The organism is Candidatus Polarisedimenticolaceae bacterium (genome assembly GCA_036275915.1).
Taxonomy (GTDB): domain Bacteria; phylum Acidobacteriota; class Polarisedimenticolia; order Polarisedimenticolales; family DASRJG01; genus DASRJG01.
The window spans coordinates 466,392-490,855 of sequence record DASUCV010000004.1 but is presented as its reverse complement, the minus strand read 5'-3'; the positions used below and the strand labels follow the sequence as shown (position 1 = coordinate 490,855).

The following is a 24,464-nucleotide window of genomic DNA, read 5'->3' as shown; positions in this document are numbered from 1 at the left end:
CTAACACAGCAAGGAACGAAAGGTCCGCGCCGCGGACATCCAGAGGGGGCCGGATGACTGCAGCCGACGAACGTCCCGAGTATAGCGAAGCGACTTCGCAGCGCCACGCGTCCCGAAGCATGCGGAGCGGCAGGATCCGGGTGACCTACTTCAGCGCGGCGGCGCTCTGGGGCTTTCTCGTCGGAATCCTCGCGCTTCTGGCGGCGATGCAGGCCGAGGGTGCGGCCAGCGCCCGCCCCGGATTGAACGTCGCCGGGTACCTCGCGCCCGCCGCGATCATCGCCGTCATCGGCGGCGCGGTCATCTCGCGCGCGTACAGGGAAGCGAAGCGGCGATGAGAACTACCGACTACGAGCTACCGACTCCGTACTTCAGAATGCACCACAGCGCCCGCACGCCGTCCTTCCAGCCGATCTTCTTGCCTTCCTCGTAGGTGCGTCCCGAGTAGCTGATCCCGACCTCGAAGATCCTCACGTTCAGCCGCGCGACCTTCGCCGTGATCTCCGGCTCGAACCCGAAGCGGTCCTCCTCGATGCGGATCCGCCGCAGGACGTCCGTCCGGAAGAGCTTGTAGCAGGTCTCCATGTCGGTGAGGTTGAGGTTCGTCGTCATGTTCGAGAGCAGCGTGAGGACGCGGTTGCCGACCATGTGCCAGAAGAAGAGCACGCGGCGCGCCTCGCTCCCGGCGAACCGCGAGCCGAACACCACGTCGGCCTTCCCCTCGAGGATCGGTGCCAAGAGCTTCGCGTACTCGCGAGGGTCGTATTCGAGATCGGCGTCCTGCACGATCGTGAAGTCGCCGGTCGCTTCCGCGAATCCGCGGCGGAGCGCAGCCCCCTTCCCGCGGTTCATGTCCTGCGCGAAGAGGCGGACGCGCGGATCGACGGTGAGCCCCGCGAGCGCTCCCCGAGTCCCGTCGGTCGACCCGTCGTCGACGACCACGATCTCGCGCTCGACGCCGTCCGGAAGCGGCACGCCGAGCACTGACGCGACGAGGGACGCGACCGTCCGCTCTTCGTTGTACACCGGGATGACGACGCTCAGCCGGCTCATCGGACGCTTCCTCCGCTCAGCTCCCGCACGCGACGCTGCGCTTCCTCGCTGTCGGGACGGGCGGCGAGAATGCTACGCCAGGTCCTGAGCGCATCCGCCCCGCGCCCTTCGCGGTCGTCGAGGCGGGCGAGACGGAAGCGGACCCACAACAGGCTGTCGCCCCCGGCGCCGAGGGCTTCCAAGCGGTAGACGGCGCCGGTCCACAGGCGGCGCGCCTGCGAGGGGTCGATCGTCATGAGCGCGTCGCCGCACGCGACCGCCGTGGCGATGCCGTCGCCGTCCAGGGCGAGCGCGTGTGCCGCGTCGGCCCGCGCGCCGTCGGCGTCGTCACGTCCCGCGCGGGCGCGCGCACGATACGCGAAGAGCGCCGCGGTCTCGCGCGCTTCCGGCAGCGTGCGCGATGCGGGGAGGAGCCGATCGATCTCGTCGAGCCGGTCGCGCCCCGCTGCCACGCCCGCGGCGACGAGGAGCGCTCTCGGGTCGTCGGGCCACCGTCCGAGGAGCGAGGCCAGCCGGTCGTCCGCCTCCTGCTCGCGTCCCATCGTGCGGAGGCGGATCGACCAGGCGAGCCAGGCGGCGGGAGTCTCCGGGATCCCGCCCTCGATCGACGAGTCGGAAACGAACGGCTCGACGTCGGCGAGGGCGATCGCCGCCTGATCGGGGGCATACCGGAACGCGGTACGCACCGTGGCGAGGGCATCGACCTCGCGCCCGCAGCGGGCGAGAACCCGCGCGGCGGCTCGCGCGACGACAGCGTCCGAGGGCGCGAGCCGGGTCGCGGTGAGCGCCTGGGCCGCCGCAAGCTCCCGAGCGTCGCTCGCGCCCGCGGCCTCGATGGTGAGGTTCGCCAAGGCGGTGCGCGCGGTGGGATCGAGAGGCACCGCGGCGAGGCGCGCGCGCAGGCGGGCGATCGCGGCCTCCGCCGCCGACGGATCGGCTCCCGAGAGCGTTGCGGCGAGCGCGGACTCGGCGAGCTCGGCCGGGTCCGGCGCGTGGCGCGACGCATCGGCGCCGAGGAAGGTCGCTACCGTGCCCGTGGCGAGCACGGCGAGACCGAGCGCGGCCGCTCGCGGCGAGCGCTTCGGACGGGGATCGTCGCGGACGAGCCTCAGGGGCGCGCGTTCCATGCCGTACCGAAGAGAATGCCCGCGAGCACGGCGGCGATCGCCGCATCCGCGGGGATGTGGAAGTCGAAGTCGACGAGGCCGTGGAGCAGGATCGCCGCGAGCCCCGCCGCGGCGCCGATCACGACCGGGCTCGGGTCGCTCCGGAGGGCGAGGCGCCCCGCGCCCGCGAGCGCTGCGAGCAGCGCACCGAGCAAGATCCAGGCTCCGATTCCCCCTTCGGCGCCCAGCTGGAGGAGATCGTTGTGCGCGTGCGTGTAGTGGAGGCGGACCTCCGGATCGCTGAAGACGGGGAAGACCCACGTGAAGGAGCCGAACCCGCAGCCGGTCGCGGGGAACGCCCGGACGATCGCGAGCGTGCCGAGCCAGACGGTGCCGCGGCCGCCGGCGGCGCCGAGGTCGGATCCGCTCGTCGCGTACCGCCCGGCCAGCCGCTCGGCGCCGAGATCGACGAGGGGAACCGCGGCGATCGCGACGACGAGTACGATCGCGGCGATGCGGGTGCGAGGGCGGGCGGAGATCGAGAGGAAGGCGGTCGCCGCCGCGCCCGCGAGGCCGAGCGCGATCCCCGCCCGCGAGAACGAGAGGAGCAATCCGCCGAGCGCGGGAAGGAGCAAGAGAACGAGGAAGAGCGCGCGGGTGCCGCCGGGACCGAAGGCGAGGAGGAGGCCGCGCCGGCGCCGGCCGAGGGCACGCGCCTCCCGCCCGGCGAGCACGGCCAGGCCGATCCCCATCGGGATCGTCGCGGCGAGGAAACCGGCGAAGTGGTTCTTGTTGACGAACGTCCCGGTCGCGCTGTCGAGATACGCGGTCTTCGCGACGTTCCAGATCCGCGCGTGCCCCGAGGCGAGGGCGAGGAGGCCGTACAGCCCCTGGAACGCCGCCGACACGAGCCCCGCCAAGGCGAGCCGCGTCGCGCCGCGCTCGGCGGCGACCGAGGTGGCGACGAGGAGGATCCCGGCGAGCGCGGCGCCGGTCCTGAGCGCCGACGCCGTCGCCCCGGGAGCGAGCGACAGCGTCGCCGCCGCTGCGGGATCGAGCCCCGCCCGGAGCGCCTCCGCACGCGGTGACAAGGCTTGGACGACGCCGTGCCCGAGCGGAACGGCCTGCAGCGCCGCCAATCCGAGAAGGGCGACGATCGCCACGCGGGCGGCGCGAGGCGGAAGGGCGACGGGACGCGTGAGCGCGAGAACCGCCCAGAGCGCCGTGAGCGTGAGCGCACCGATCTCGAGGGCGGCGCGACCGGCGGGACCGACGGCGCCGAACGGCAGGGGCGCCGCGAGGAGGATGAGGACGAGACCGATCTCGAGGAGGATCAACCGTTCGCCGTCGACTTCTCCCGCTCGTCCGAGTGCCCGTAGTAGGCGTAGGTTCCGTAGCCCGGACGGCTCGTGTCGACGTCGTTCAGGACAACCCCGATCGGCTTGATCCCCGCCTGCACGAACTTCTGATGCGCGCGCTGCAGCGATTCCCGCGGCGTGCGGCCCGCGCGGCAGACGAGGACCGACGCCTCGACGACCGACGCGACGATGACCGGATCGGCGACTGCGAGCGCGGGCGGGGAGTCGTAGAGGATGTGGTCGAACCCGGCGGCGAGGAGCTTGGGGCCGAGCCCTGCGAACGTCGGCGAGTCGAGCAGCTCGGAGGGATCCGGAGGCACCGGGCCGCTCACGAGGACCGAGAGCCCTTCGACCGAGGTCTTCTGCGCGAGGGCGACCGGGTCGGCCTCGAGACCGGAGAGGATGCTCGAGAGGCCACGCGACGGATCGACGCCGAAGACGCGGTGGAGGCGCGGGCGCCTCAGATCGGCGTCGACCAGGAGCACGCGCCGCCCCGATTGCGCGAGGACGACGGCGAGGTTCATGACCGTCGAGGACTTGCCGTCCTCGGGGATCGCGCTCGTCACCATGATCTGGCGGGGCGGGTGCCCGGGATTCGAGAGGAGGAGCCCGGTGCGCAGCTCGCGATACGCCTCGGACGCCGGCGCCTTGCGGTCGCGATGGGCGACGAGATCGACCGTCTCGGCGACCGAGAGCTTCGCCGACGCCGCGCCGTGGTGCGGCACGGCGGCGAGGACGGGGAGGTGGATCAGGCGGTCGATCTCCGCGGCGTTGCCGACCGTGTTGTCGAGATAGTCGAGGAAGAGCGCCGCGCCGATCCCGAGCCCGACGCCCACGAGGAGCCCGAGGATCAAGTTGAGCTTCTTGTTCGGGCGGAACGGCGCCGGTGCCGGCCGGGCGCGATCGACGACGCGGATGTTCGACGACGTCGCGTCCAGATCCTTGAGGCGCGTCGTCAGCGCCATCTCGTTCTGCCGTTTCATGAGCGCGTCCAGCGTCTCGCGCTTCTTCTGCACGTCGGAGAGGAGGCTCTTGAACTCGACCGCGTCGCGCTTCAAGCTCTGCGCGGCCTCCTGCTGATCGTCGAGGAGCGCGCCGAGGCCGCGGACCTCTTCGAGCGCCTGACGGTACTCGGATTCCGCCGCGCGCCGCACGTTGGTCCCGATCTCCTCGGTCTCGAGGTCGAGGCGGGTCTCCGCCTGCTCCATCTTCGACTTGAGCTGCTGCATGCCGGGCCACTCGTCCTTGAACAGCTTCGACTTCTCCGAGTACTCGGCTTCGTAGGAGGCGTACTCCTGCTTCAGGCGCGCGATGAGCTCGGACTTCTGCGCTTCCGGGAGGGCGGCGGCCGGCGTCGCGAGCGCGGCCTTGTAGGCAGCCTCCTTCTGCGCGAGCACGGTGCGCGCCTCGGTGCGCTTCGTCGCGATGTCGGAGAGCGCCTTCATCGTGATGTTGGTCGCGTCGTCGGCGGAGACGATGCGCTTCGCCTCGCCGTACCCTTGGAGCTTCGCCTCGAGGTCGACGATCTCCTTCTTGAGCGCCGCGATCTGGTCGACGAGGAACTCCGATGCTTGATCGCTCGTCGTATAGCTCGACTCGATGTTGAACCCGATGTACGCGTCGACGACGGCGTTCGCGATGTCGGAGGCGAGCACCGGATCGGGAGCGACCCACGACACCGCGACGAGGTGCGAGTTCCGGATCGGGGCGATCTCGAGTCCTTTCAGGAGCTGCTTGGCCGCGACGTCCTCGGGATCCGTGGGAACCTTCGGCACCGTCCCGGGGAGCATCGCGCGGAACCGCGACCACAGCGTGGGACGGCTGTCGCCCACCGCGAAGAGCGGATGGGAGACGAGGCCGAGCCGCGCGACCGTCTTCCGGGCGACCGCGTCGGACGACAGGATCCGGTACTGCGTCTGGTAGAAATCGGCGTAGGCGGCGAACGAGTAGTCGAGCGAGCCCAGCTCGCGGACGTTCAGGATGTCGGGGTTCTGCCGCTCGATCTGCACCGTCGCCGTCGACCGGTAGAGCGGGGTCACGAGGAACGACCCGACGAGTGTTGCGAGCGTGACCGCGGCCGCGCAGAGCGCGATCACCCCGCGGCGCCTCTGGAGGATGCTCCAGTAGTCGCGGAGGTCGCGGGCGCGCTCCCTCTCGGACATCAGAAGAACGACTCGGGAACGAGCACGAGGTCGTCGCGCATGAGGACCGGATCTTCGGCCTTCCCGCGCTTCACCTTCTTGAGGTTGACCGGGATCGTGATGCGACGACCGTCGGCATCGGTGCGGATGATCTGCACGCGCGACTCGGAGGCGCGATCGGTCGTGCCGCCCGCGAGGGTGACCGCCTTCAGGACCGTCACCGGCTCGGAGCGCGGCACCTCGTAGAGGTTCGGCGTCCTGACGGCACCGGTCACGAAGATGCGCACCTTCTCGACCGAGGGGACGTAGACGATGTCGCCGGGCATGACGAGGACGTTGAGCGACGGGTCGGCCTCGTAGACGAGCTTGTCGAGGTCGATCGAGAGGCGCTCGGCGTCGCCGTCGTCCTTCGAGCGGAAGATGACGATCTCTTTCCCGAGATCCTTGTCGAGGCCGCCGGCGAGCGAGATCATCTCGAGCAGGGTCTTCTGGCCGAGCATCTCGTAGGTGTCGGGCTTCTTCACGGCGCCGGAGACCGCGACCTTCTTCGAGACGTACTCCTTCACGAAGATCGTGACCTGCGGGTTCCTGACGTAGCGCTCCTCGAGGAGGCGCGCGATCGTCGCTTCGAGATCGCCCTTCGTGAGGCCGGCGACCTGCAGCCGCCCGAGGAGCGGCAGCGTGATCGATCCGTCGTCCGCGACGCGGACGGTCTGATCGAGCTCCTTGAGGTCGAAGACCGACAGCTCGAGCAGGTCCTGACGGCCGATCTTGTAGTCGGTTCCGCCGCGCTTCTCGATTGCGGTGATCGACGGCGTCTCGATCGGCCGCGCCTCCAGCACCTGCGGCGGCTCCGCCGAAGGCGGAGGCTCGGCCGAGGGCGGAGGTGTAGCCTGTGCAAGGAGAACGGTGGCCAGGAGCGCGAGCATGGCGCCTGAGTCTAGCATTCGCCTTTCCTTTCCCTTCAGTACCCGACGGTGACGCCGAAACCGACCGTTCCGCGGTTCTGGTTGTTCGTCGCAACACTCGAATCGATCTTCGTCCTCGTATAGCGGAAGGCGTACTCGACACGCCTCCCGAGGTCGTTCTCCGAGACCCGGAAGCGGATGCCGGCGCCGCCAGTGGTGATGTCGTCGACTCGGTCGCTGCCGAGAAAGTCCAGCGCGGCCAGCCCGCCGGAGATTTCCATCCCGATGAAGCGGTTGAAGTACTTGATGAACGTCGCGTCGCCCCCCGTGTAGAGGTAGAGGGGGCTGACGTCGTAGATCGAGTATCGGACGTCGCGCGTTCCGGTCACGATGACCCGGCTCCCCGACGATCCGAAGTCGTAGCCGAGCGCGACGTCGGCGACCACGCCGCGGAAGTCCGCTTGTGTCGGATCGGTGAGATCGAACGTTGCTTCTCCGACGTGGAAGTTCCCGAAGATGCGCCCGCCGAGACCGAAGTCGAGGCCGGCGGTGAAGCGCCTCTCGTCGCCGTTCCGGTGCGCGGCGGTCACGGGATCGTCGAAGTCGATCTTTCGCGCCCCCACGTCGACGAGCAGCCGCGTGCGCCCGAACATCAAGTAGCGCGCCTTCCAGCGCGCGCCGCTCTCCGTCCGGTTGTTGACCTGGGCGACGGTGGCGCACCCGGCTCCGGGCGCCTCGCATGGGTCGTTGGATAACTCCGCATTCATGCGGGTGCTGAAGACCCCGATCTCGGAATCGGTCCGCCAGCCGAACTTCGTGACGAGCCCGATCCCGAGCGGGTATTCCTTCCGGATCGGACGGATCGACTGCGCGTCGTAGGGCCGGTCGCGCGTGCGGTTGAAGCCGAAGTCCCAGTAGATGCCGATGCGGCGGAACGGGACGGTGAGGCGCGCCGTGCCGTACTGGTTGAAGTAGTTCAGGTTCGTCTGTTCGATAGCCTTCTGGAGCGCGACCGGATAGCTGTCGCTGTTCTTGACGGGGGCGTACAGGTAGAACTCGAGCTTCTCGTCGAAAGTGAGAAACGCCCAGTGCTTGAAGAGCACCAGGCCCTCGGCTCGTGGCGCGAGCGCGACGAAGTAGGTGCCCAACCTGGGAAACGTCGAGTCGTTCGGGATCGCGTAGACGTTGTCGTCATAACCGAACGTCGGGATGATGAGGCCGGGCCGGACCCGGAGCGGTCCCCACTGCAAGTAGCGCGAGGTATCGGGTGGCTCGAGAGGGGAGATCTCCTGGGCGCGCGCGGAGAGCGTCGCCAGCCCGAGAATCAACGCGACAAGCAGCTTCCTCGTCACACCCGCACGCCCTTGATGAAGACGCCACCCCCGTCCGCAAGCGCGATCATCTTTTCCGGCTTGTCCTTCAGGAACTCGTCGATGGACCGTGTCGCGCCGGGGCACGTCGTGAAGCCGTAGTCGTCGCAGACGAGGAGCCCACCTACGGCCAACCGCGGGTAGAAGAACTCGACGCTCGCTTTTGTCGGCTCGTAGATGTCGACGTCGACATGGACGAAGGAGAACGACCGGCCGGCGACCTCCGGGAACCGCTCAGGGATCCAGCCCTTGTAGAGGCGGCACCGCGAAAACCCGGCCAGATTCGCGGCGGCGGTCTCGAGCGAAACCGCCAGGTCTCCGCCCTTCCAGAATGAGCCGTCTTGCGCGCCTGGCTGCGAGAGGCCTTCGAACGAGTCGAAGCCGTGATGCCACTTCTCCTGCCGGCTCGCCGCGTTGGCTCGGCAAATCAGGTACGAAGACGCCCCGAGGTTGACGCCGCATTCGGCAGTGTCGCCTGGGACGTGGGCCACGAGGCGCAGGAGTTGGGCGAGGGTCCACTTCCGCTCGGTGTTGAAGCTCGGAAGCTCGCCGATTTTCGCAAGGTAGGCGTTGAATTCCGCGTCGTTCCACCAGTCCATCTGCGGCCAGTGGAAGCGGTACTTCGGGAACACCTTCGCCCCGAAGTCGGTCAGGAGCTGGAAGCGGGATGCGTCGTCGCGCCTGACGGCGGCACGGGCGAGAGAGCGGAGCAGGCCCAACATCGACCTGCCCTCAGTGCGCGCCCCTCGCCGTCAGAACCACCGGCACCGTGCGGAGCAGGATCTGGACGTCGAGGCGGAGCGACCACGTATCGATATAGGCGAGATCCAGACGCATCCAGTTCTCGAAGTCCACGCCGTTCCGTCCGGAGACCTGCCAGAGGCAGGTGATCCCCGGTTTCATCGAGAGGCGCCGGCGCTGCCATCGCTCGTACTTCTTGACCTCCTCGGGGATCGGAGGCCGGGGGCCCACGAGACTCATGTCGCCCTTGAGCACGTTCCAGAACTGCGGGATCTCGTCGATCGAGAAGCGGCGGATCCACTTGCCGACCGGCGTGATGCGCGGATCGTCCTTGATCTTGAACACCGGCCCAGTCATCTCGTTTCGGTGCTCGAGTGCGGCTTTGCGTGTTTCCGCATCGCGGTACATCGACCGGAACTTGTAGAGCGTGAACTTGCGCCCGTTCAAGCCCACGCGCGTCTGCCGGAAGAAGATCGTTCCCGGCGACGTCAGCCTCACCAGGATCGCGGTGACGAGGAAGACCGGCGACAAGACGGCGAGGGCCGCGACCGAGGTGACGAGATCCGTCGTCCGCTTCAAGAGGAGCGCCGCCGGCTGCCGTGGCGTCGCGGAGACCGTGAGCATCGGCGTCCCGTCGAGATCGGTCGGATACATCCGTGCGAAGAGCGTGCGCACGAGATCGGCACGCAGGTGAACGGTGACCCCGACTTCCTCGCACCACGCGATCTCGCGCTCGCACGAGAGCGCCTCGACGACGGGGATCCCGAAGACGACGTCGTCAACGACGCGTTCCGAGAGGATCTGCTTCAGGTCCGACAGCTTTCCGACGACCTCCTCGGGCTCGACGCTCATCGGCGCGGGGAACGGCCCGGGGAGATGGCCCACCACGCGCATCCCCAACTCGTTGTGCGCTTCGAGCTTTGCACGCATCTCGAGCGCCTCGGGGCCCGTTCCGACGATCACGACGTTGCGGATGTCGGCAGCGTCGCGGCCGGTGTGCTTACCGAACCACAGGATCGCGATGCGCGTCGCCGTTACGAGCAGAAAGCCGAGGCCCAGGAACAGGAAGAAGATCGCGCGCGAGTATGCCTTGACCTGGAAGATGAAGATCGCGAGGCCGAGGATTGCCGTCAAGTACCCGAAGACCCAGAGGAGCGCGGCTGTCGTCGATGCCTTGCCACGGAGCGACGTGGGGTCGTAGAGCTTGTGCCCGTAGGCCAAGAGCCAATAGATCGGGATGCCGAGCGTGAGAAGCCAGGTGTGGACCGGCAAATCCATCCCTAGACCGTCACGGAGCCAGGGGAAGGGAATCAGCGAGCGGACAGCAAACGCGAGGAGAAGCGCCAGCACCAAGAGCATCGCGTCGACGAGGCCGAGGAGGTACGACGCCTGCCTGGCACGCTGGCTGATCACGGCGCGGATTCTAACCGAGGTCGAAAGGATTTCATTCGGCGGATCGCGCTCCGAACCGCGCACGAAGCACGAGAGCACCGAACCTGAGGTTGCCGATCAGGTAACGCCGCCACATGCGCCCCGGTTCCTGAGCGAAGCGATAGAACCACTCGAGGCCGGCCTTCTGCATCCACATCGGCGCCCGGCGCGTCTTTCCGGCCCAAACGTCGAAGCTGCCGCCGACGCCCATCGCCAACACTGCGCCCATCCGCGGCAAATGCTCCGCGAGAAATCGCTCCTTCTTCGGACTCGAAATCCCGACCAGCAGGAGACGTGCGCCCGAATTACGGATCGTCTCCGCTATGCCGACTTCTTGGTCGGCGGAGAAGTATCCGTTCCGCGCGCCGGCGACGACGAGCCGGGGATGGCGCCGCCGCGCCTCCGCGACGAAAGCTGCGAGGACCTCGTCCTTCGCGCCGAGGAGATAGACCGGCCAGCCCTCGCGCTCGCACCGCTCGATCATCCGCCCCATGAGGTCGATGCCGGCGACGCGCTCCGGCGCCTTGATGCCGAGGAAGCGCGCCCCCCACACGACACTCTGACCGTCGGCGTTGACGATCTCGCAATGCCGCACGATCTCGCGCACGCCCGGATCGTCCTCCATGAGGACGCACTTTCCCGCGTTGATGACGACGTGCTGCACCGGACGCCCCTCGCGGATGAGCGCCGCGCACCGCTCGACCGACTCATCCATCGTCAAGAGATCGAGCGGGACGCCGAGGAAGAATGCGCGGGAGGGCATGAGCCGCATTCTAGAGGTCTCTTCGATCAGTCCGGTGGATGGCACCTTTGTTCCGCCGCGTTCTCAACCTGAACGACACACGAATGTCCCTAGTGATGATTCCTCCCAAAGAACACGGCACGCGACCTTGCCGCATGTTAGCGTTGACCCGCGCATGTGCGGCATTTGCGGCGTCTTCAACTACCGGACACGACGCCCCGCCGACCCCCGCCTCCTTCAGTCGATGACCGATGCAATGGTCCACAGGGGGCCCGACGACGACGGGTTGTTCATCGATGGCGATGCGGGTCTCGGCATGCGTCGGCTCAGCATCATCGATCTCGCGGGCGGTCGCCAACCGATCTCCAACGAGGACGGCACCATTCACATCGTCGTGAACGGGGAGATCTACAACTTCAGGGAACTCCGCAACGAGCTGGAAGCGAATGGCCACGTCTTCAAGACGCGTTCGGATAGCGAAATCCCGCTGCACGCCTACGAGGAATGGGGACTCGAGTGTCTCGCGCGCTTGAACGGAATGTTCGGTCTTGCGATCTGGGATTCGAGGTCCCGGCGGCTCGTGGTTGCTCGAGATCCATTCGGGATCAAGCCACTTTACGTGAGGGACACAGGAAGCGAGCTGTCCTTTGCCTCGGAAATTCGGGCCATTCTCGCGGATCCATCCGTGGAACGATCAGTCGACCCTGAAGGGCTCGAACTTTTTTTCACGTTTCGCTTCGTGCCTTCGCCGTGGACCGCCTTCCGCGGCATCAAGAAGCTTCGTCCCGGTCACGCAATGGTCGTCGAGGACGGCAAGGTCCGCGTTCACCGGTTTCATCGCACGCGAAGAATCGATCTCTCCGCTGTTCGGACGGATGAGATCGTCGAGGAACTGGCGGCACGTCTCACAGCCGCGGTCGACCGCCAGCGAGTAGCGGACGTGCCGGTTGGAGTCCTTCTCAGTGGGGGCGTTGACTCTACCGCGCTCGTGACAATCATGCGTCACGTCCTCGGTCGAGCACCTCAGACGTTTACCGTCGGATTCGATGGGGCTTTCGATCGCGATGAGCGCGCTGCCGCTCATGCCACCGCTGCGCGCCTCGGTGCGGAACATCACGATGTCGTGCTCTCGGCGACGGACTATGCAGGTGCGCTGGCACGATCGGCGCGTTTGTTGGAAGAGCCAATCGCCACGTCGTCGACCCTCCCACTGATGGAGGTCTGCCGGCTCGCGCGTGAACACGTGAAGGTGGTTCTCACGGGGCAGGGGGCGGATGAGCCTTTCGCCGGCTACCCGAGGCATTTCGGTGAGCGATGGGGCGGACTGGTCCGAAGTATCCCGTCACTGTTGCGGTCGACAGTCCTCCTTCCACTCGTGGATCGACTGCCGCGTAACGAGAGACTGAAGCGGGCCGTACATGGACTGGCCGAGAGCTCCGCCGCCGCGCGGCTTCGCGCCGTCTATTCGACCTTGAATGGCGAAGCTCGGGCACGTCTTCTGAAGGATGGCGGGCGGGGCGAGCGCGCCGCGGAAGAAGCCGTGGGCTACTGGCAGGCCGATGTCGCGGACCAGGACGGGCTTGCGCAGATGCTCTACGTCGACGCTCGATTTTCTCTGCCCGACAATCTCCTCATGTACACCGACAAGATGTCGATGGCGGTCTCCCTTGAGGCGAGAGTACCGTTCCTCGATCTCGATCTAATGAGTTACGCGGAGAGCATCCCCACCCGGCTCAAGATCCGGGGTCGATCTGGTAAGTGGGTGTTGAAGCGCGCGATGGCTCGCTGGTTACCCCCGGCATATGCCAGTCGCCCTAAGATCGCGTTCGAGACACCCCTGTCCGAATGGCTTCGCGGCGGGCAACTGGCCGACGTGGAAGAGCGCCTGTCCTCGTCCGGATCCGCGTGTTCGGAGTTCGCGCGGCCTGAAGAGATTCGGTCTCTCTTCACCTTGCATCGCAATGGGCGTCGAGACCTGCATTGGCAACTTTTCACCCTGATCTCGTTCGAGATGTGGCACGAGGCATTCATCGGAGGCTCGCGGCCGGGGCCTTGCGGTGCCTCGACGCTTCGTGAGGAGTCGAGATCGACTTAGCGGGCGGCGCGGGCGCCGACCGTATCCGTAGCCGGCCGCTCAACCTGCCCGGTCCATCCGGGGGCCGGCCGAAAGCCGAGGTTCCATTCCGACCAGTCGCCCGACCCGGCCCGCACTTCCGGCCCCTGCGCGCCGTCGAGTGTCGTGATCGGGAACGGCGAAGATCTGAGCGCCTCGCGGAGCATTGGCATCCGGTCCGGGTCGAATCCCATGATGGCAGCGCAAACACGGTCGAGGGCGACGGGATCGGAACTCGCCGCGATGAGTCCGGCATGCCTCGGGTGTGGCGAGAGCGGCCCGTCACCATCGCCCCCGACGATGCCATCGATCAGTGCCAGATAGCGAAATGTCCGCCGCGCCTCCATTGATCCGTCGGGTGAAGCATGGAAGAGTGCGCGGTTGAGATCGAGGACCATCCGCCAAGTGGTGTCGTTTCCGTACCAAGCGCCGCTGAGCGTCCGATTTCCCGTTTCCTGATCACCCGGGGCACGCTCAGGTTCCAGCCAGCGTCGGTACGCATGCCAAATTGCTTGCGCAGTCCGCATGGCGCGCGGACTCCGGCCCTGCAACGCCGCTCGAACACGGCTGTGGAGGGAGCTCACGACGTTTCGAGACGGAAACTCGTCGCCGCCCGAAGCCGGTGCGCCGGGACGATAGTGCGGCAGCCAATCCTTACTGCCGTTGATGCCGACGAGGTTCTTCAACGCCAGCGTCACCCCGACCTTCTGATGGGTCTTGAGTTTCGGGACGTTGATGAACGTATCTGCCTCGAGGACGGACCGGGAAATCAGATACTCATGGCGGCCCCGACCGTGATGCTTCGTCATCTCGGATTTGTCATAGTCGGTAACCGCAAACCGCGTGTCCTCTCTTGTAATCGGCTCGAGGGCGCTAGACCGGTTAAGCCGAACGATCGCATAGCCGCGCGGATCTCCCGGCAGTGAATGTTGTGAGCGAATGACGCGGTGCTCGTCGACGGCCACGCGGGTGCGACGAAGGTCGATCGTCTCGATCTCGATGCCGGCGTTCGCACGATAGTGCGCGATGACCTCGTTCATTCCGGAATCTCGGAGGAGCGCGTCGAACTCCGCTTGCTGCAACGGCGCGTCGACGATCGCGATTCGGCACGACCTCCCTCCGGCCAGTAAGACATAATCGATAACCGCTCGCAGAACGGAGGCGTGCGTGACGAGGCAATGGCGGCCGCGTTGTGCACCGCGCTCGTGAAGGACGAAGTTCGGTTTGATGACGACGCGCGACCCCTGGGAAACGATGGTTTGCAGGGGATTCCACGTAGGGGTTCCGAAGCGTTCGGCGTCGAGCCCAAGATGCCGCAGGCACTCTCGGACGAGAGCGTAGGGCGCATTCGGCTCGTCGGCGGTGTGCGCCGCCCAAGTCGTCGAAGCCATCTCCGGATACTTCACATGCGGGTCGAACGGCGTCCGCAGAGGATACGTCGCTGCGGGATCGCGCGCCAAGGCGACGACAGGTCTCATGGGCGCGCCGTCGGGTCCGGTCGGCCGACGCTAACGTCCGACCACGTGAACCGGAATTTGCCGGTCGGGCTTAGTGGGATGTCCTTGACCGCTGCCAGTTCGAGCGCGAGCGATGGGCTGATGTCCTTGCGCACCCTCTCCTGGAAGCTCTCGAGTGTGGCGCGCGTCGAGGCATCGAAGGATGGCTCGGGGACGAAGCGGAGGATTACCTTCTCTACCGCCGGCTGGTAGAACTGGAACCGCGCGACGCCGCTCACTCCGTAGAACAAGTGGGTGAAATACTCGCCGTGGAAATGCCGACCTTCCGGTGTGACGAAGATGTCAGTCTCGCGTCCGATGTCGAGATCCATCATGGGCAACGTGCGACCGCAGGAACACAGACCAGGTCGCAGTCGGCCAACGTCTCCAATCCTGTATCGAACGAAGGGCATCGCATGATTGTCGAGACACGTAATGACCAGCGGTGACCCTTCTGTTCCGGGCTCCTCCACGTCGACCACGTTCATGTCAGCGAGTACGTGCAGGTTTCCCGCTTCGCATTGCGCTGCGATCGACTTAACCTCGCGGCTTCCGTAGTGGTCATAGACCTTAGCGCCCAGCACGCTTTCGATAATCGATCGCTGCCAGCCGTGAAGGCGTTCCGCGGTGGAAAACACGCCCCGGATTCCAGAAATCGTGTCGCCGCGATCGCTCAAGTGCTGAGCGAAATACGCAATCGAGCTTGCATACCCATAGACGAACTCCGGAGAAAACCGCCGGATGCGATCCGCCCAAGCCGTCATCTCGCGGCGACCTGCACTGAAAGCATCGAAATAGATGTTGCGGTTGGCCCATCCGATCGCGCGACCCCTGGGAGTCGTCCAAGCACGTGTTTCCTGCGGGGCGCCCCAAATCCATGCCATCCGCGCACCAGGCCGCCAGCCGGCCCACATTCGTGTGCGGTACGCCGACGCGACGGCGAGGGCGCGGTATCGCCTATCGTGGAAGAACTCCATCGGCGTGCCGGTCGAGCCTCCCGTGGCGTCGCGCACGACGTCAACGTCGAGGATCGACTCGTCTCGCAGGTCAGGAAGCCGTTCTTTGATGATCTCCCGCGTGAGGACCGGCAAGCGACCAAGATCGCCGGACCGGGTTTCGTTCGGGTCGAACGACAGATCTCGAAACAATTCACGATAGTAGGGTACGTGGGCGTCCGCGCGCACAAGAAGCGTCCGCAGCTTGGAAAGCTGAGCCTCACGCAGTCTCTCGGGTTCCCATCGCTCAGACGCCAACAGCGGTGGAATGTCGCGCAGTCGGCGATCGTCCGTGGCCCGGTACGCAAGCGGCAAAATGAGTCGTCCGAAGATCGCCTGCTCGATACTCACGCCGACACCTTCTTGAGCACGCCATCATAAACGGCGACGATTCGTCTGGCGACGCTCGCGTCGTCAAGTCCTCTCTCCCGCAAGATTCGTCGGCCGCAGTTCAGGCGCCCACAGCTGAGCGCGCGTGCGAGCGCTCTGCCCATCGGCCCAGGTTCACGATCGGTCAAGAAGCACCCTTCCGCACCGTCCAGAAGCCATGGCACATCACCCACGCGCGTCGCGACGACGGGAAGTTCGCAGGCGAGCGCCTCCTTGACGACGTTGGGCGAACCTTCTGTCTGCGACGCTAGAACCAACGCGTCTGTCGCCGACATCACGATTGGAACAAGATCGGGCTGGATTCCCCACAGAACTCTCGTCTCAACCGGTTGACCGAGAATGTCTGCGGCCGTGGCGGCTGCGCCCGCAAAGACGGAATAACCCTTGTTTGGGAAGTCGGGGTTTCCTGGGAAGAGAGCGATAAGTCTGTCCGTCGGCCAACCCAGGCGCCGCCGAGCTTCCTCCCGATCGATGGGAGCGAACGCATCGAGATCCACTCCGTTTGGGATGACGAACGGGTCGACTCCTTCCAACATCGACGCCATCTCAGCCGACTTGACGATCGCGCTCGATGCGAGCCGTGCGGCCATCTGATTCAGCGCAATCGAGAGCGCGCTTCCGATCGAGCGGCGACCGCTTCCTATCGTCTTCCCGAGAAGATCATTGCCCATGAATGAGATGACGACCGGCCGAGACCGCTGCGCAAGCGCTACCCAGCCCGAGTAGCCAAAGTGCGCATGGACCAAGTCGACAGCTTTCGCTTTCTTGACGATCGTCGGGAGTATTGTCAGGTACTTGAGCTTCGGCGGCCCGTTGATTTCTGCGGTGGATACATCGACCCCGAGTCGTTGGACGGCTGCGATCTGGCGAGCCACCGGCGCCAGGCTCCCCGGCCGGGACGGGGACGGAAGTGGACCGCTGATCATCAGGACTTTCAAGGTGCAACTCGTCGGATGGATCCAATGAGGTGTCGAGCGTCGTAGGCCGCTGCAATCGCGGTAGCGAGTGCAGTAGCGAGCAGAACCCAGCGAGACTCACCGCACGCGACCATCAGCGGTAAGGCAAGCAGCGCGATCCCGTCCGAGGCCTGAGCGTACAGCCGCGGCCGCAACGGACCCAACGAGAAGCGAGCGATAAATGCCGCGACGAGTGGAACAGCTATGGAGTAGACCGCAAGGCCGGCGGCGACGCGAAGGAGGCCTGCCCGAGGGTAGCCGACCAGCCAGATCGCAGCGCACATCGCCGCTCCAGCGAGCGCCGCCGCCGCATTGATGCCGGCCTTCCCGCGAGCCGCGATCGCCGTAAGGATCGGCTCCCCTCTGCACGTCACGAACGTCATGACGCACAGTGTGAGCCAGATAGGGAGAGGATCGATCGCCGTCGGGGCGGGGAAAAGCCGCTCTCCGAAGGTCCGGCCAGCGATCATCAAACCGATGGTCGCGGGCAGCGCCAAGAGTCCTGAAAACCTCTGATGCTCTCGCGACGTTTCGGCGAACGCATTGCCATCAGTGGAACTGAGAGCCGACAGCCGAGGCAAGTACGAGGTGCTCAAGCTTCTCGGTAGCAGGAGCACGGGCGCGCTTACGCTTAGAAGGATCGCCCAAAGACCGGCGCCATCCCGTCCCGCCAGTGCCGCGCCCGCTAGCGTGCTCCCATACTGTATCCCCTGGCCCGCCGCGGATCCCAGAAGCCCGAGCGCCGCAAAGCGAAGGAAGTCACGCTCGGCCACCGTCCGCTCCCCAGAGGGAAACGAAAAGCTCTGCCATAGCGACCATCCCGCCATGGGCAGCGGGTACAGAGTGAATGGCAACCACCAGTCGCGAGGCGAATGAAAGGTCGCTGCAAGCGCGCATGCAAACAGCCCGAATCCCAGAATCTCAAGTGCCAAAACCCGGCGAATCGCGCCTCTGGCGAAGAGCAGGGAGCGGCCGATCGCGTACTGGGCATAAATCAGAGCCCACGCTGCGATCAGCGCAAGACGCGACCAACTCGGAGGGTCGACGCTCGTACGCACATACGCCCAACAGGTAACCGCCAGAACCGGCAGCGTGCTCGCAATTCCCAAGAGCGTCGAAAGGCGCACGGCACGAGTGATCTGCCTAGCGCCGTCCAGCAGCGGGACGAACCGCGACAGTGCCATCGCCAGGCCTGCGGACACGGGCAATCCACACAGGAGCGCGAGCGACAGCGCGATGTTCGCTGAGCCGACTGTGGACAAGCCGACCGTGCGGTTGCCGACCGTGTTGAAGAGAAGCCGCGACAATCCGAGCGCGGCGAGCGTTATTCCAACCGACACGACATACGAAAGCGACCGCCCTCGCGGGGCGGAGTCGGTCACGCGGCCCGCGTTCTGAATCGCGTCCACGCCATTCCCGCAGGGATCATGACAAAAGCAGATTGCATCGATGTGTCGTAGATATGACTCGACGTCGATTCCAGAAGGGACGCTACGAGAACGAACAGAGTGAACGCGGACAGGAATCTATCTTCGTCATTGCTGGCGGACGATCGTGCGGCCCGCCAGGTCGTCCGAAGCAATATGACGAAGAATGCAACGTAGGGCACGAGCCCGGCAATTCCGCCTTGGCCCATTACCATGGGCCAGAAGGTGTCAGTGATGAACGCCGGATGATCTGGCGTCAGCCCCCACACTTCGGTGAGCCCGTATTGCGCATAGACTTCGCTGTAGTACACCGACGAAGCATAGCTCCCGAAAGTTCCGAAACCGGTACCGAACGGGAAGTAGTCCTTCGCGATCAAGAACGACGTGTAGTGAAGTGCCACACGCGCAATGGAATTCGGATCGCCACCGTATTCGTGCACCGTGTATTGCCATAGCGACACGACGATCGGCGTCAAGATCGAAATGCCAAGGACAATGCCGAGCACGAGCACTGCCACGGCACGGCGTCGGCTGGCCGAATCGCGCCCGGCCTTGATGAGGGTGGCAATGAGGACCATCGCGACGATTCCGCCGATCGACTTCCGCCGCCACGACAGCACCGCGAACGTCGCGGCAGTGATCGCACTGTACAGATACCGGTTTTTCCCGAAGGAGAGGTAAGCGGCATACGCGACCGCAAACGTCGCCGCGCAAAACCAGGAGTACGGTCCAGGTCCGTCGAAGAATCCTTGCGCCGAGTTCATCCCCAGTCGTTGGTCGATGTCGCGCATATCTCCGAGGTAGGATTCCTGGAGCGAAGGCGCCACGAGAAATACGACGGCAAACACGACGACCCCAAGCATCAGGGGGAGTGCGATGCGCAGCCCGTTTCTGAGTTCGTCTCGTTCAGTGACGACGCTTGCACCAAGCGCAAAGAGCAGGAATGGCTTGGAGAAGAGCAACATGTCCATGAGGCTGGGCTGCCAATGCACCCCTCTCAGGACCGTGGACACACCCATCGCGAGAAACGTGCACGCGATGCACACGCCGAGTTTCGTCGCGCCGATGGATCGCTGAGCCGTCCTGTTGGTGACGAGGATCCATGCAGCCATTAAGAAGAGGAAGAGCTCATCGAGCCGTTTAATGATGTAGCCCGCACCGGAATCCGGTCCTCCGACGAAGAAAAGGAGCGGATCCTGAATCACGAGAAACGCGATGAAAAGGATCAGCGCGGGTCGCTTCAATCGCGTCAGGCCAAAGAGAATGAGCAGCGCGAGCGGCACGAGCGCGCCAGCTACGGGAGCGATCGCGGTGGCGACGCCTACACTCGCGCAGACGAGCACGACGGCCAAGCCGAGAGCCGGCGAGAACGACTTGGTCTGATCGTTCATTGTTGGGGAACCTTCTCGTTCGTAATGTGGCTGAGCCGTTGCGTCGCGATTGGGTCCCCAGGAACGAGCTCGAGTGCTCGACGGTACGCGTCGTAAGCCCGGTCGCCTTCCCCCTTGCGCTCGTAGACTTCACCGAGTTTTCTGTACAGTCGTCCACGCTGACCCGCCGACGTGCCAGTGGCGAGAGCCGTTGAGAGGCTCTTCGTGAGAGCGTCGATGGCCGCATCGTCTCGGCCTAGTCGGGCCGAGCAGTCCGCGAGTAGCTCCTTGTAACGAGCATTTTGTGGCGAGGCCTGCACGGCGTCGTACGCATGGCGTTCCGCCTCCTCCGGATTACCGAGAGCGAGGTCTGCCCGGGCTATGACGGCGAGCCGGGCGGCGTCGGCGACTGGGTTGCGAAGCGGAGTCATCGAACCCAGCGTAGCGAGTGCGCGCGACCATTGACCATTACGTTCGCAGACGTCGCCGTAAAAGTCGATCACAGCTCCCGGCGCCGCGGACACCGAGCGACCCAACTCATCGATGAACGCATCCGTCATTCCATGAGCGGTGAATGGCCCTTCCAGAGCGTAGAGCACCTCGGGAGCATCTCCCAAGGTGCGCGCGATTTCCCGAGGATCGACTCCGGCCTCATCGAGTGCGGCGACGGCGCGCTGACCAAGGGCAGGTTTCGCGGCTACGACGCTGCGGAGAATTGGCGAAGCCACGTCGACATCTCCTATCCGGAGGTAGGTGCTCGCGATGTCGATTTGGAACGCGCCGTCGCGCGGGCGACTCTGCTGCGCGATCTCCAAGAGATCGGCATATCCGACGGGCCGGGAGGGTTCCTGAACGGTCTCGAGCTCCAGTTGGGTCATGGAAAGAGCGCGCATGGCCCGACCATCGACAACGTCCGCACGAATGGCGCAGCGAAGAAGACCCTGTGCTTGGGTCAGTTTCTGCGTGTATGCGCCCAACGGTGAATCCTTTTCGGAGCGCTCCAATGAACCCACCGCCTCCTTCAACGAGCGATCTGCGGTCGCCCGCAGCGCCCAGCCCTTTGGTCCCACGAAGGAACACTCGCTTTGGGATGAGGTAATTGAGACTTCGCCATAGCGATGACCTAGCACCGCTGCACAAGCAAAGCTACCAATCGCGACGATACCAAGCCAACGCAACATTGCTCACGCTATGCAGATCGCATCCTGCGCATTCCTACCTGCTCCGAACCTGAGCGCGCCGTCTGGTTTGGCGCTAGTGCGACCACAGCTCCAAGCGCAACGGCGACCGCCGGCATTCTCAGCGAAAAATCCCAGATCGCATGCAGAGCCACGGCGACGATCGCCGCGCGACACGCGACGCTGAACGCTACATCGAACGATCGCCCAGCGCCCGAGTTTCTCGTCGCCCGTAGCGAAACGATCAGGAGGCCGGCGGCCGCTCCCAAGGCCAGCGCGCCACCCTCCGTCGTCCATTCCACCCACTCGTCATGAGCGTGGTCGTAGAGAAGATCGATCCCCTCCGACTGGACTGTGGGGAAGGCGCTCTCGAACGTACCGAAGCCCCAGCCGAGGAGGGGGCGCTGCTTCACGAGGCCCATTGAGTCGCGCCACACAGTAAGGCGGCCACCCTTCGACTGCATGTCGTCCTTCACGGTGAAGAAGCGCTCGCCCGGCGCCTGGGTCAGCTCGGCCGAGAGCAGGATCAGGAGGACGGCGGCGCCGATCGCTGCCGACCAGCGCGCCGCCCGTACTCCGCGAAACCTCACGAGCACGATCCCCGCGGCGACGAGCGCGGCCAGGAGTCCGGCGCGCGAATGTGAGAGGAGCAGGCCCATCCAGATGACGGCCGACGCTCCGACCGCCAATAACCTCCGCAGTCCACCGCCGTCGCCAGTCGCAACCAAACGCTCTCGCCAAGAACGCTCTCGCCGCGAGGAACCTCCGTCGCCGGGAAGCGCGAGCACCAGCGCAAACGGCAGCGCCATCGCGAGCATCGTCGCCATGTGGTTGCGGTTGATGAACGTCCCCGTCGCCGAATCGAGGTAGTACTTCTTCGCGAAGCCGAAGATGTGCTGGTGCCCCGAGAGGTACTCGCCCGAGCCGTAGACGGCCTGGAAGACGGCGGCGCCGACGAGGACGACGGCGAACCGCCGTCGCGATCGGGAGGTGTCGTAGGCGACGGCGGCCGCCAGCCCGATGAGCACGTAGGCGACGAAGCGGAGCAAGGCGTCGGTCGTCTCCGGCGCGGCGACGCTCCACGTAACCGCCGGCGGATGGTCGAGGCCGAGGTAGGGGATGAGCGGCCTCATGAGCTCGGCCGTGGGGTTGAACTTCTCCGCGATCGAGAACGGCCACGGGATGATCTGGAAGATCCCGAGGGCGATCACACCGGCGCAAATCAATAACGCACCGCGCGGGACGGAGGCACGCGCCGTCTCGTCGCGGCCGATGAGCAGGATCGCCAGCAAGCCGAGAGCAGCGGCGACGAGCTCGATCGCGAGCACCCATCCGGATTGCACCGAGCCGAACGGGAGCGGGGTGATGACGATGAGGGACGCGACGCCGAAACGGATGAGACGGCGAAGGAGGTCGGGGGTCACGCCCGCTTGCGGCCGCGGCGGACGCGCGCGACGGTCGCGATGCTGCGCCGTTCGGCGGGCTCGTCACGGTGATAGCGGTAGTAGTAGTAGTTTCCGAAGCGCTCGACGACCGCGTTCAGGACGGCGCCGAGGATCATCGCGCGCGATTGGCGGAGGCGCTTGACGCCGGAGGCGAGCGCCTGATGGACGGTCCGGCCTTCGCGCGCGACGAGGATCGTGGCGTCCATGCGGTTCGCGAGGAGCACCGCGTCGGCCATCTGGAGGAGCGGCGGGGAGTCGAAGAAGATGTGGTCGAACGGGCCCTGCGCGTCGAGCTTCTCCATGAACGACTCGAGCGCCTTGCTCGCGAGCAGCTCCGACGGGTTCGGCGGGACGGGGCCGCTCGTCACGACGTGGAGCCCGGGGATCCCGGACTCGCGCACGATCTCGTCGGCCTCGGCGTTGCCGGAGAGGAAGCTCGAGAGTCCGGCGCCGTTCTCGATGCCGAAGACCTTGTGGACGCGCGGGCGGCGGAGATCGGCGTCGACGATGACGACGGCGCGTCCGAGCTGGGTGAGCGCGATCGCGAGGTTCGTGATCACCGTCGATTTGCCGTCGAGCGGCTCGCAGGACGTTACGACGACCCGGCGGGGCGCGCGCTCGGGAGCGGCGAGGAGGAACGCCGTGCGGAGACTCTTGAACGCCTCGGCGAACGACGAGCGCGGGTCGGCGTGGCAGGCCATGTCGGCGGCGTACTGGCTGTTGGCGGTCGACTCTTCGGGCCCGACGACGTGGAGCGGCTGGTAGAGGGGGATGAACCCGAGGGCGGGGACGCCGGCGTGGCGCTGGATGTCCTGCTCGTTCTTGACGGTGTTGTCGAGATAGTTCAGGAGCAGGGCGGCGGCGGCGCCGAGGCCGAGGCCGAAGACGAGCGAGAGGAAGAGGTTCAGCGGCTTGTTCGGCTTGAACGGGGCGCGGGGAACCTCGGCGTGATCGACGATGCGCATGTTCGATCCGCTGTTCTTGTCCTTGAGCGCGTTCGTCGTCTCGGTGTCGTTCTGGCGCGTCAGGAGGTCGGCGAGGATCTTCCGCTTCGTCTCGATGCCGGCCTTGAGCCCGGAGTACTCGATCGCGTCGCGGCCGACACGCTGGACCTCGCCCTTCTGCACCGTGACCTGACGGTCGAGGTTAACGACCTCGTCCCTCGTTTTCTGGAGGTCGGCCTTGGCGACCGAGCGCACCTGGCGCGCGATGGCATCGGTCTCGAGCTGGAGCCTATCGCGAGCGCCGTCGAGCTCTTCCTGGAGCTGCTGGAGGGGAGGCCAGTCGGGCTTGAAGCGCTCGGACATCTGCGAGTGCTGGCGCTCGATCTCGGCGTTCTGCTTCTTGAGCTCGACGATGAGGGGGCTCGCCAGGACCTCTGGGAGCGAATCGGCCGCGCCGCTTGCGACGGCGTCGTAGCGCGCCTGGGCGAGAGCGAGACGCCCCTTGGCCTCGACGAGCTTCCCGTTCATGTCGCCGAGGGCCTTCTGGCTGATGTCCTGCGTGCCGTCGGAGAGCGCCAAGATCTCCTTCTTGGTCGAGTAGTCCTGGAGCTGCCGCTCCTCCGCTGCGATCTCCGACTGGAGGCGCGCGACCTGCTTCGTCAGAAACTCGCGCGCCTGCGACGACGAGGTGAATCGCGTGTCGGTGTTGAACTGCTCGTAGGCGTCCGCAACGGCGTTCGCCGCGTCCGCGCAGAGGTTCTTGTCGATGTCCTGAAAGGTCAGCTTGACGAGCTTGCTGTTCCTCACCGGCTCGACCGTGAGCCGTGTCTCCATGAACGAGACCGCGCGCCGCCAGGGGTCGCTCGCGGCGGCCCTGTCCTCGGCCGAAGTGCCCGAGACGAGATCCATTCCCCAGGCGACGAGCCGGCCGAGCGGGCTTCCCTTGCGCGAGGCGTACTCCGGCCGGTTCGGCAGATCGAGGCGCTCCGCCGCGAGCTTGAGGACGGTCTTGCTCTGCAGCACCTTGTACTGCGTCTGGTAGAAGTCGTTGTAGTCGTAGAAATCGCTCGACGTCGTGTCGCCGAAGTTCAGCGAGTCGGGCGTCTTGCGCTCGATCTGGATCGTCGTCGTCGCCCGGTAGACCGGGTGCGCCAGGAAGGTGAAGAGCGCGGTGAACGAGACGACGAGGACGAGGCACGCGATGACGACGTTCCGGCGCTCCGAGAGGACGCGTCCGTAGTCGCGAAGGTGGACGACGCTCCGTTCGGTCGCTCCGGTCTCCGGCGTCGACATCGCCCGG

19 protein-coding genes are annotated in these 24,464 nt (G+C 65.8%); 2 read left to right on the top strand and 17 right to left on the bottom strand.

Annotated elements, in window-relative coordinates; translation table 11 throughout:
- Positions 1-119 precede the first annotated feature (119 nt).
- Positions 120-338 carry a hypothetical protein gene (locus VFV19_04435; GenBank protein HEX4823531.1) on the top strand — a complete coding sequence of 73 codons (219 nt, stop codon included), beginning with the start codon at positions 120-122 and terminating at the stop codon, positions 336-338.
- A gap of 10 nt (positions 339-348) precedes the next feature.
- On the opposite strand, the gene VFV19_04430 is transcribed toward VFV19_04435, so the two are convergent.
- From VFV19_04430 to VFV19_04390, 9 genes are read right to left on the bottom strand one after another with little or no spacing between them, the layout of a single operon-like run.
- The gene (locus VFV19_04430; protein HEX4823530.1) at positions 349-1,053 is read right to left on the bottom strand and encodes a glycosyltransferase family 2 protein; all 705 of its coding nucleotides are present in this window, start codon (positions 1,051-1,053) and stop codon (positions 349-351) included.
- The gene (locus VFV19_04425; protein ID HEX4823529.1) at positions 1,050-2,180 is read right to left on the bottom strand and encodes a hypothetical protein; all 1,131 of its coding nucleotides are present in this window, start codon (positions 2,178-2,180) and stop codon (positions 1,050-1,052) included. The genes VFV19_04430 and VFV19_04425 overlap by 4 nt, the downstream gene beginning before the upstream one ends.
- Positions 2,162-3,496, bottom strand: a complete 1,335-nt coding sequence (locus tag VFV19_04420) for an O-antigen ligase family protein (GenBank protein ID HEX4823528.1) — start codon at positions 3,494-3,496, stop codon at positions 2,162-2,164. The genes VFV19_04425 and VFV19_04420 overlap by 19 nt, the downstream gene beginning before the upstream one ends.
- Positions 3,493-5,679 (bottom strand): polysaccharide biosynthesis tyrosine autokinase, encoded by a 2,187-nt coding sequence (locus VFV19_04415; protein ID HEX4823527.1) that lies wholly within the window; start codon positions 5,677-5,679, stop codon positions 3,493-3,495. Before VFV19_04415 ends, VFV19_04420 begins: the two co-directional genes overlap by 4 nt.
- On the bottom strand, positions 5,679-6,587 hold the full coding sequence (locus VFV19_04410) for a polysaccharide biosynthesis/export family protein (GenBank protein HEX4823526.1): 909 nt from the start codon (positions 6,585-6,587) through the stop codon (positions 5,679-5,681). Before VFV19_04410 ends, VFV19_04415 begins: the two co-directional genes overlap by 1 nt.
- Before the next feature lie 35 nt (positions 6,588-6,622).
- Positions 6,623-7,918, bottom strand: coding sequence for an outer membrane beta-barrel protein (locus VFV19_04405; protein ID HEX4823525.1), 1,296 nt, complete (start codon positions 7,916-7,918; stop codon positions 6,623-6,625).
- Positions 7,915-8,658, bottom strand: a complete 744-nt coding sequence (locus VFV19_04400) for a TylF/MycF/NovP-related O-methyltransferase (protein HEX4823524.1) — start codon at positions 8,656-8,658, stop codon at positions 7,915-7,917. The genes VFV19_04405 and VFV19_04400 overlap by 4 nt, the downstream gene beginning before the upstream one ends.
- Before the next feature lie 10 nt (positions 8,659-8,668).
- A complete protein-coding gene (locus VFV19_04395) occupies positions 8,669-10,090 on the bottom strand; it encodes a sugar transferase (protein HEX4823523.1) in 1,422 nt (473 codons plus the stop codon).
- Between the two features lie 31 nt (positions 10,091-10,121).
- Positions 10,122-10,871 carry a WecB/TagA/CpsF family glycosyltransferase gene (locus VFV19_04390; protein HEX4823522.1) on the bottom strand — a complete coding sequence of 250 codons (750 nt, stop codon included), beginning with the start codon at positions 10,869-10,871 and terminating at the stop codon, positions 10,122-10,124.
- Between the two features lie 154 nt (positions 10,872-11,025).
- On the opposite strand from VFV19_04390, the gene asnB reads away from it, so the two are divergent.
- Positions 11,026-12,945: an asparagine synthase (glutamine-hydrolyzing) gene (gene asnB / locus VFV19_04385; protein HEX4823521.1), complete on the top strand. Its 1,920-nt coding sequence runs from the start codon at positions 11,026-11,028 to the stop codon at positions 12,943-12,945.
- On the opposite strand, the gene VFV19_04380 is transcribed toward asnB, so the two are convergent.
- From VFV19_04380 to VFV19_04345, 8 genes are read right to left on the bottom strand one after another with little or no spacing between them, the layout of a single operon-like run.
- A complete protein-coding gene (locus VFV19_04380) occupies positions 12,942-14,441 on the bottom strand; it encodes a DUF362 domain-containing protein (protein ID HEX4823520.1) in 1,500 nt (499 codons plus the stop codon). The two genes, asnB and VFV19_04380, sit on opposite strands and share 4 nt — an antisense overlap.
- A complete protein-coding gene (locus VFV19_04375; protein HEX4823519.1) occupies positions 14,438-15,805 on the bottom strand; it encodes a hypothetical protein in 1,368 nt (455 codons plus the stop codon). Before VFV19_04375 ends, VFV19_04380 begins: the two co-directional genes overlap by 4 nt.
- Positions 15,802-16,719: a glycosyltransferase gene (locus tag VFV19_04370; GenBank protein HEX4823518.1), complete on the bottom strand. Its 918-nt coding sequence runs from the start codon at positions 16,717-16,719 to the stop codon at positions 15,802-15,804. The genes VFV19_04375 and VFV19_04370 overlap by 4 nt, the downstream gene beginning before the upstream one ends.
- A gap of 59 nt (positions 16,720-16,778) precedes the next feature.
- Positions 16,779-18,182, bottom strand: a complete 1,404-nt coding sequence (locus VFV19_04365) for a hypothetical protein (GenBank protein ID HEX4823517.1) — start codon at positions 18,180-18,182, stop codon at positions 16,779-16,781.
- Positions 18,179-19,618 (bottom strand): hypothetical protein, encoded by a 1,440-nt coding sequence (locus VFV19_04360; protein HEX4823516.1) that lies wholly within the window; start codon positions 19,616-19,618, stop codon positions 18,179-18,181. The genes VFV19_04365 and VFV19_04360 overlap by 4 nt, the downstream gene beginning before the upstream one ends.
- Positions 19,615-20,778: a tetratricopeptide repeat protein gene (locus VFV19_04355; protein ID HEX4823515.1), complete on the bottom strand. Its 1,164-nt coding sequence runs from the start codon at positions 20,776-20,778 to the stop codon at positions 19,615-19,617. Before VFV19_04355 ends, VFV19_04360 begins: the two co-directional genes overlap by 4 nt.
- Positions 20,779-20,786: 8 nt before the next feature.
- Complete coding sequence (locus VFV19_04350; GenBank protein ID HEX4823514.1) at positions 20,787-22,199, bottom strand: O-antigen ligase family protein; 1,413 nt, start codon at positions 22,197-22,199, stop codon at positions 20,787-20,789.
- On the bottom strand, positions 22,196-24,457 hold the full coding sequence (locus VFV19_04345; GenBank protein HEX4823513.1) for a polysaccharide biosynthesis tyrosine autokinase: 2,262 nt from the start codon (positions 24,455-24,457) through the stop codon (positions 22,196-22,198). Before VFV19_04345 ends, VFV19_04350 begins: the two co-directional genes overlap by 4 nt.
- Positions 24,458-24,464 lie beyond the last annotated feature (7 nt).

What these genes read in the sequence shown, in the direction of transcription:
- VFV19_04355 (HEX4823515.1), bottom strand. Translation starts at nt 20,778, where the DNA reads ATGTTGCGTTGGCTTGGTATCGTCGCGATTGGTAGCTTTGCTTGTGCA.
- asnB (HEX4823521.1), top strand. Translation starts at nt 11,026, where the DNA reads ATGTGCGGCATTTGCGGCGTCTTCAACTACCGGACACGACGCCCCGCC.
- VFV19_04390 (HEX4823522.1), bottom strand. Translation starts at nt 10,871, where the DNA reads ATGCCCTCCCGCGCATTCTTCCTCGGCGTCCCGCTCGATCTCTTGACG.
- VFV19_04415 (HEX4823527.1), bottom strand. Translation starts at nt 5,679, where the DNA reads ATGTCCGAGAGGGAGCGCGCCCGCGACCTCCGCGACTACTGGAGCATC.
- VFV19_04380 (HEX4823520.1), bottom strand. Translation starts at nt 14,441, where the DNA reads ATGAGACCTGTCGTCGCCTTGGCGCGCGATCCCGCAGCGACGTATCCT.
- VFV19_04345 (HEX4823513.1), bottom strand. Translation starts at nt 24,457, where the DNA reads ATGTCGACGCCGGAGACCGGAGCGACCGAACGGAGCGTCGTCCACCTT.
- VFV19_04425 (HEX4823529.1), bottom strand. Translation starts at nt 2,180, where the DNA reads ATGGAACGCGCGCCCCTGAGGCTCGTCCGCGACGATCCCCGTCCGAAG.
- VFV19_04410 (HEX4823526.1), bottom strand. Translation starts at nt 6,587, where the DNA reads ATGCTCGCGCTCCTGGCCACCGTTCTCCTTGCACAGGCTACACCTCCG.
- VFV19_04360 (HEX4823516.1), bottom strand. Translation starts at nt 19,618, where the DNA reads ATGAACGATCAGACCAAGTCGTTCTCGCCGGCTCTCGGCTTGGCCGTC.
- VFV19_04435 (HEX4823531.1), top strand. Translation starts at nt 120, where the DNA reads ATGCGGAGCGGCAGGATCCGGGTGACCTACTTCAGCGCGGCGGCGCTC.
- VFV19_04430 (HEX4823530.1), bottom strand. Translation starts at nt 1,053, where the DNA reads ATGAGCCGGCTGAGCGTCGTCATCCCGGTGTACAACGAAGAGCGGACG.
- VFV19_04400 (HEX4823524.1), bottom strand. Translation starts at nt 8,658, where the DNA reads ATGTTGGGCCTGCTCCGCTCTCTCGCCCGTGCCGCCGTCAGGCGCGAC.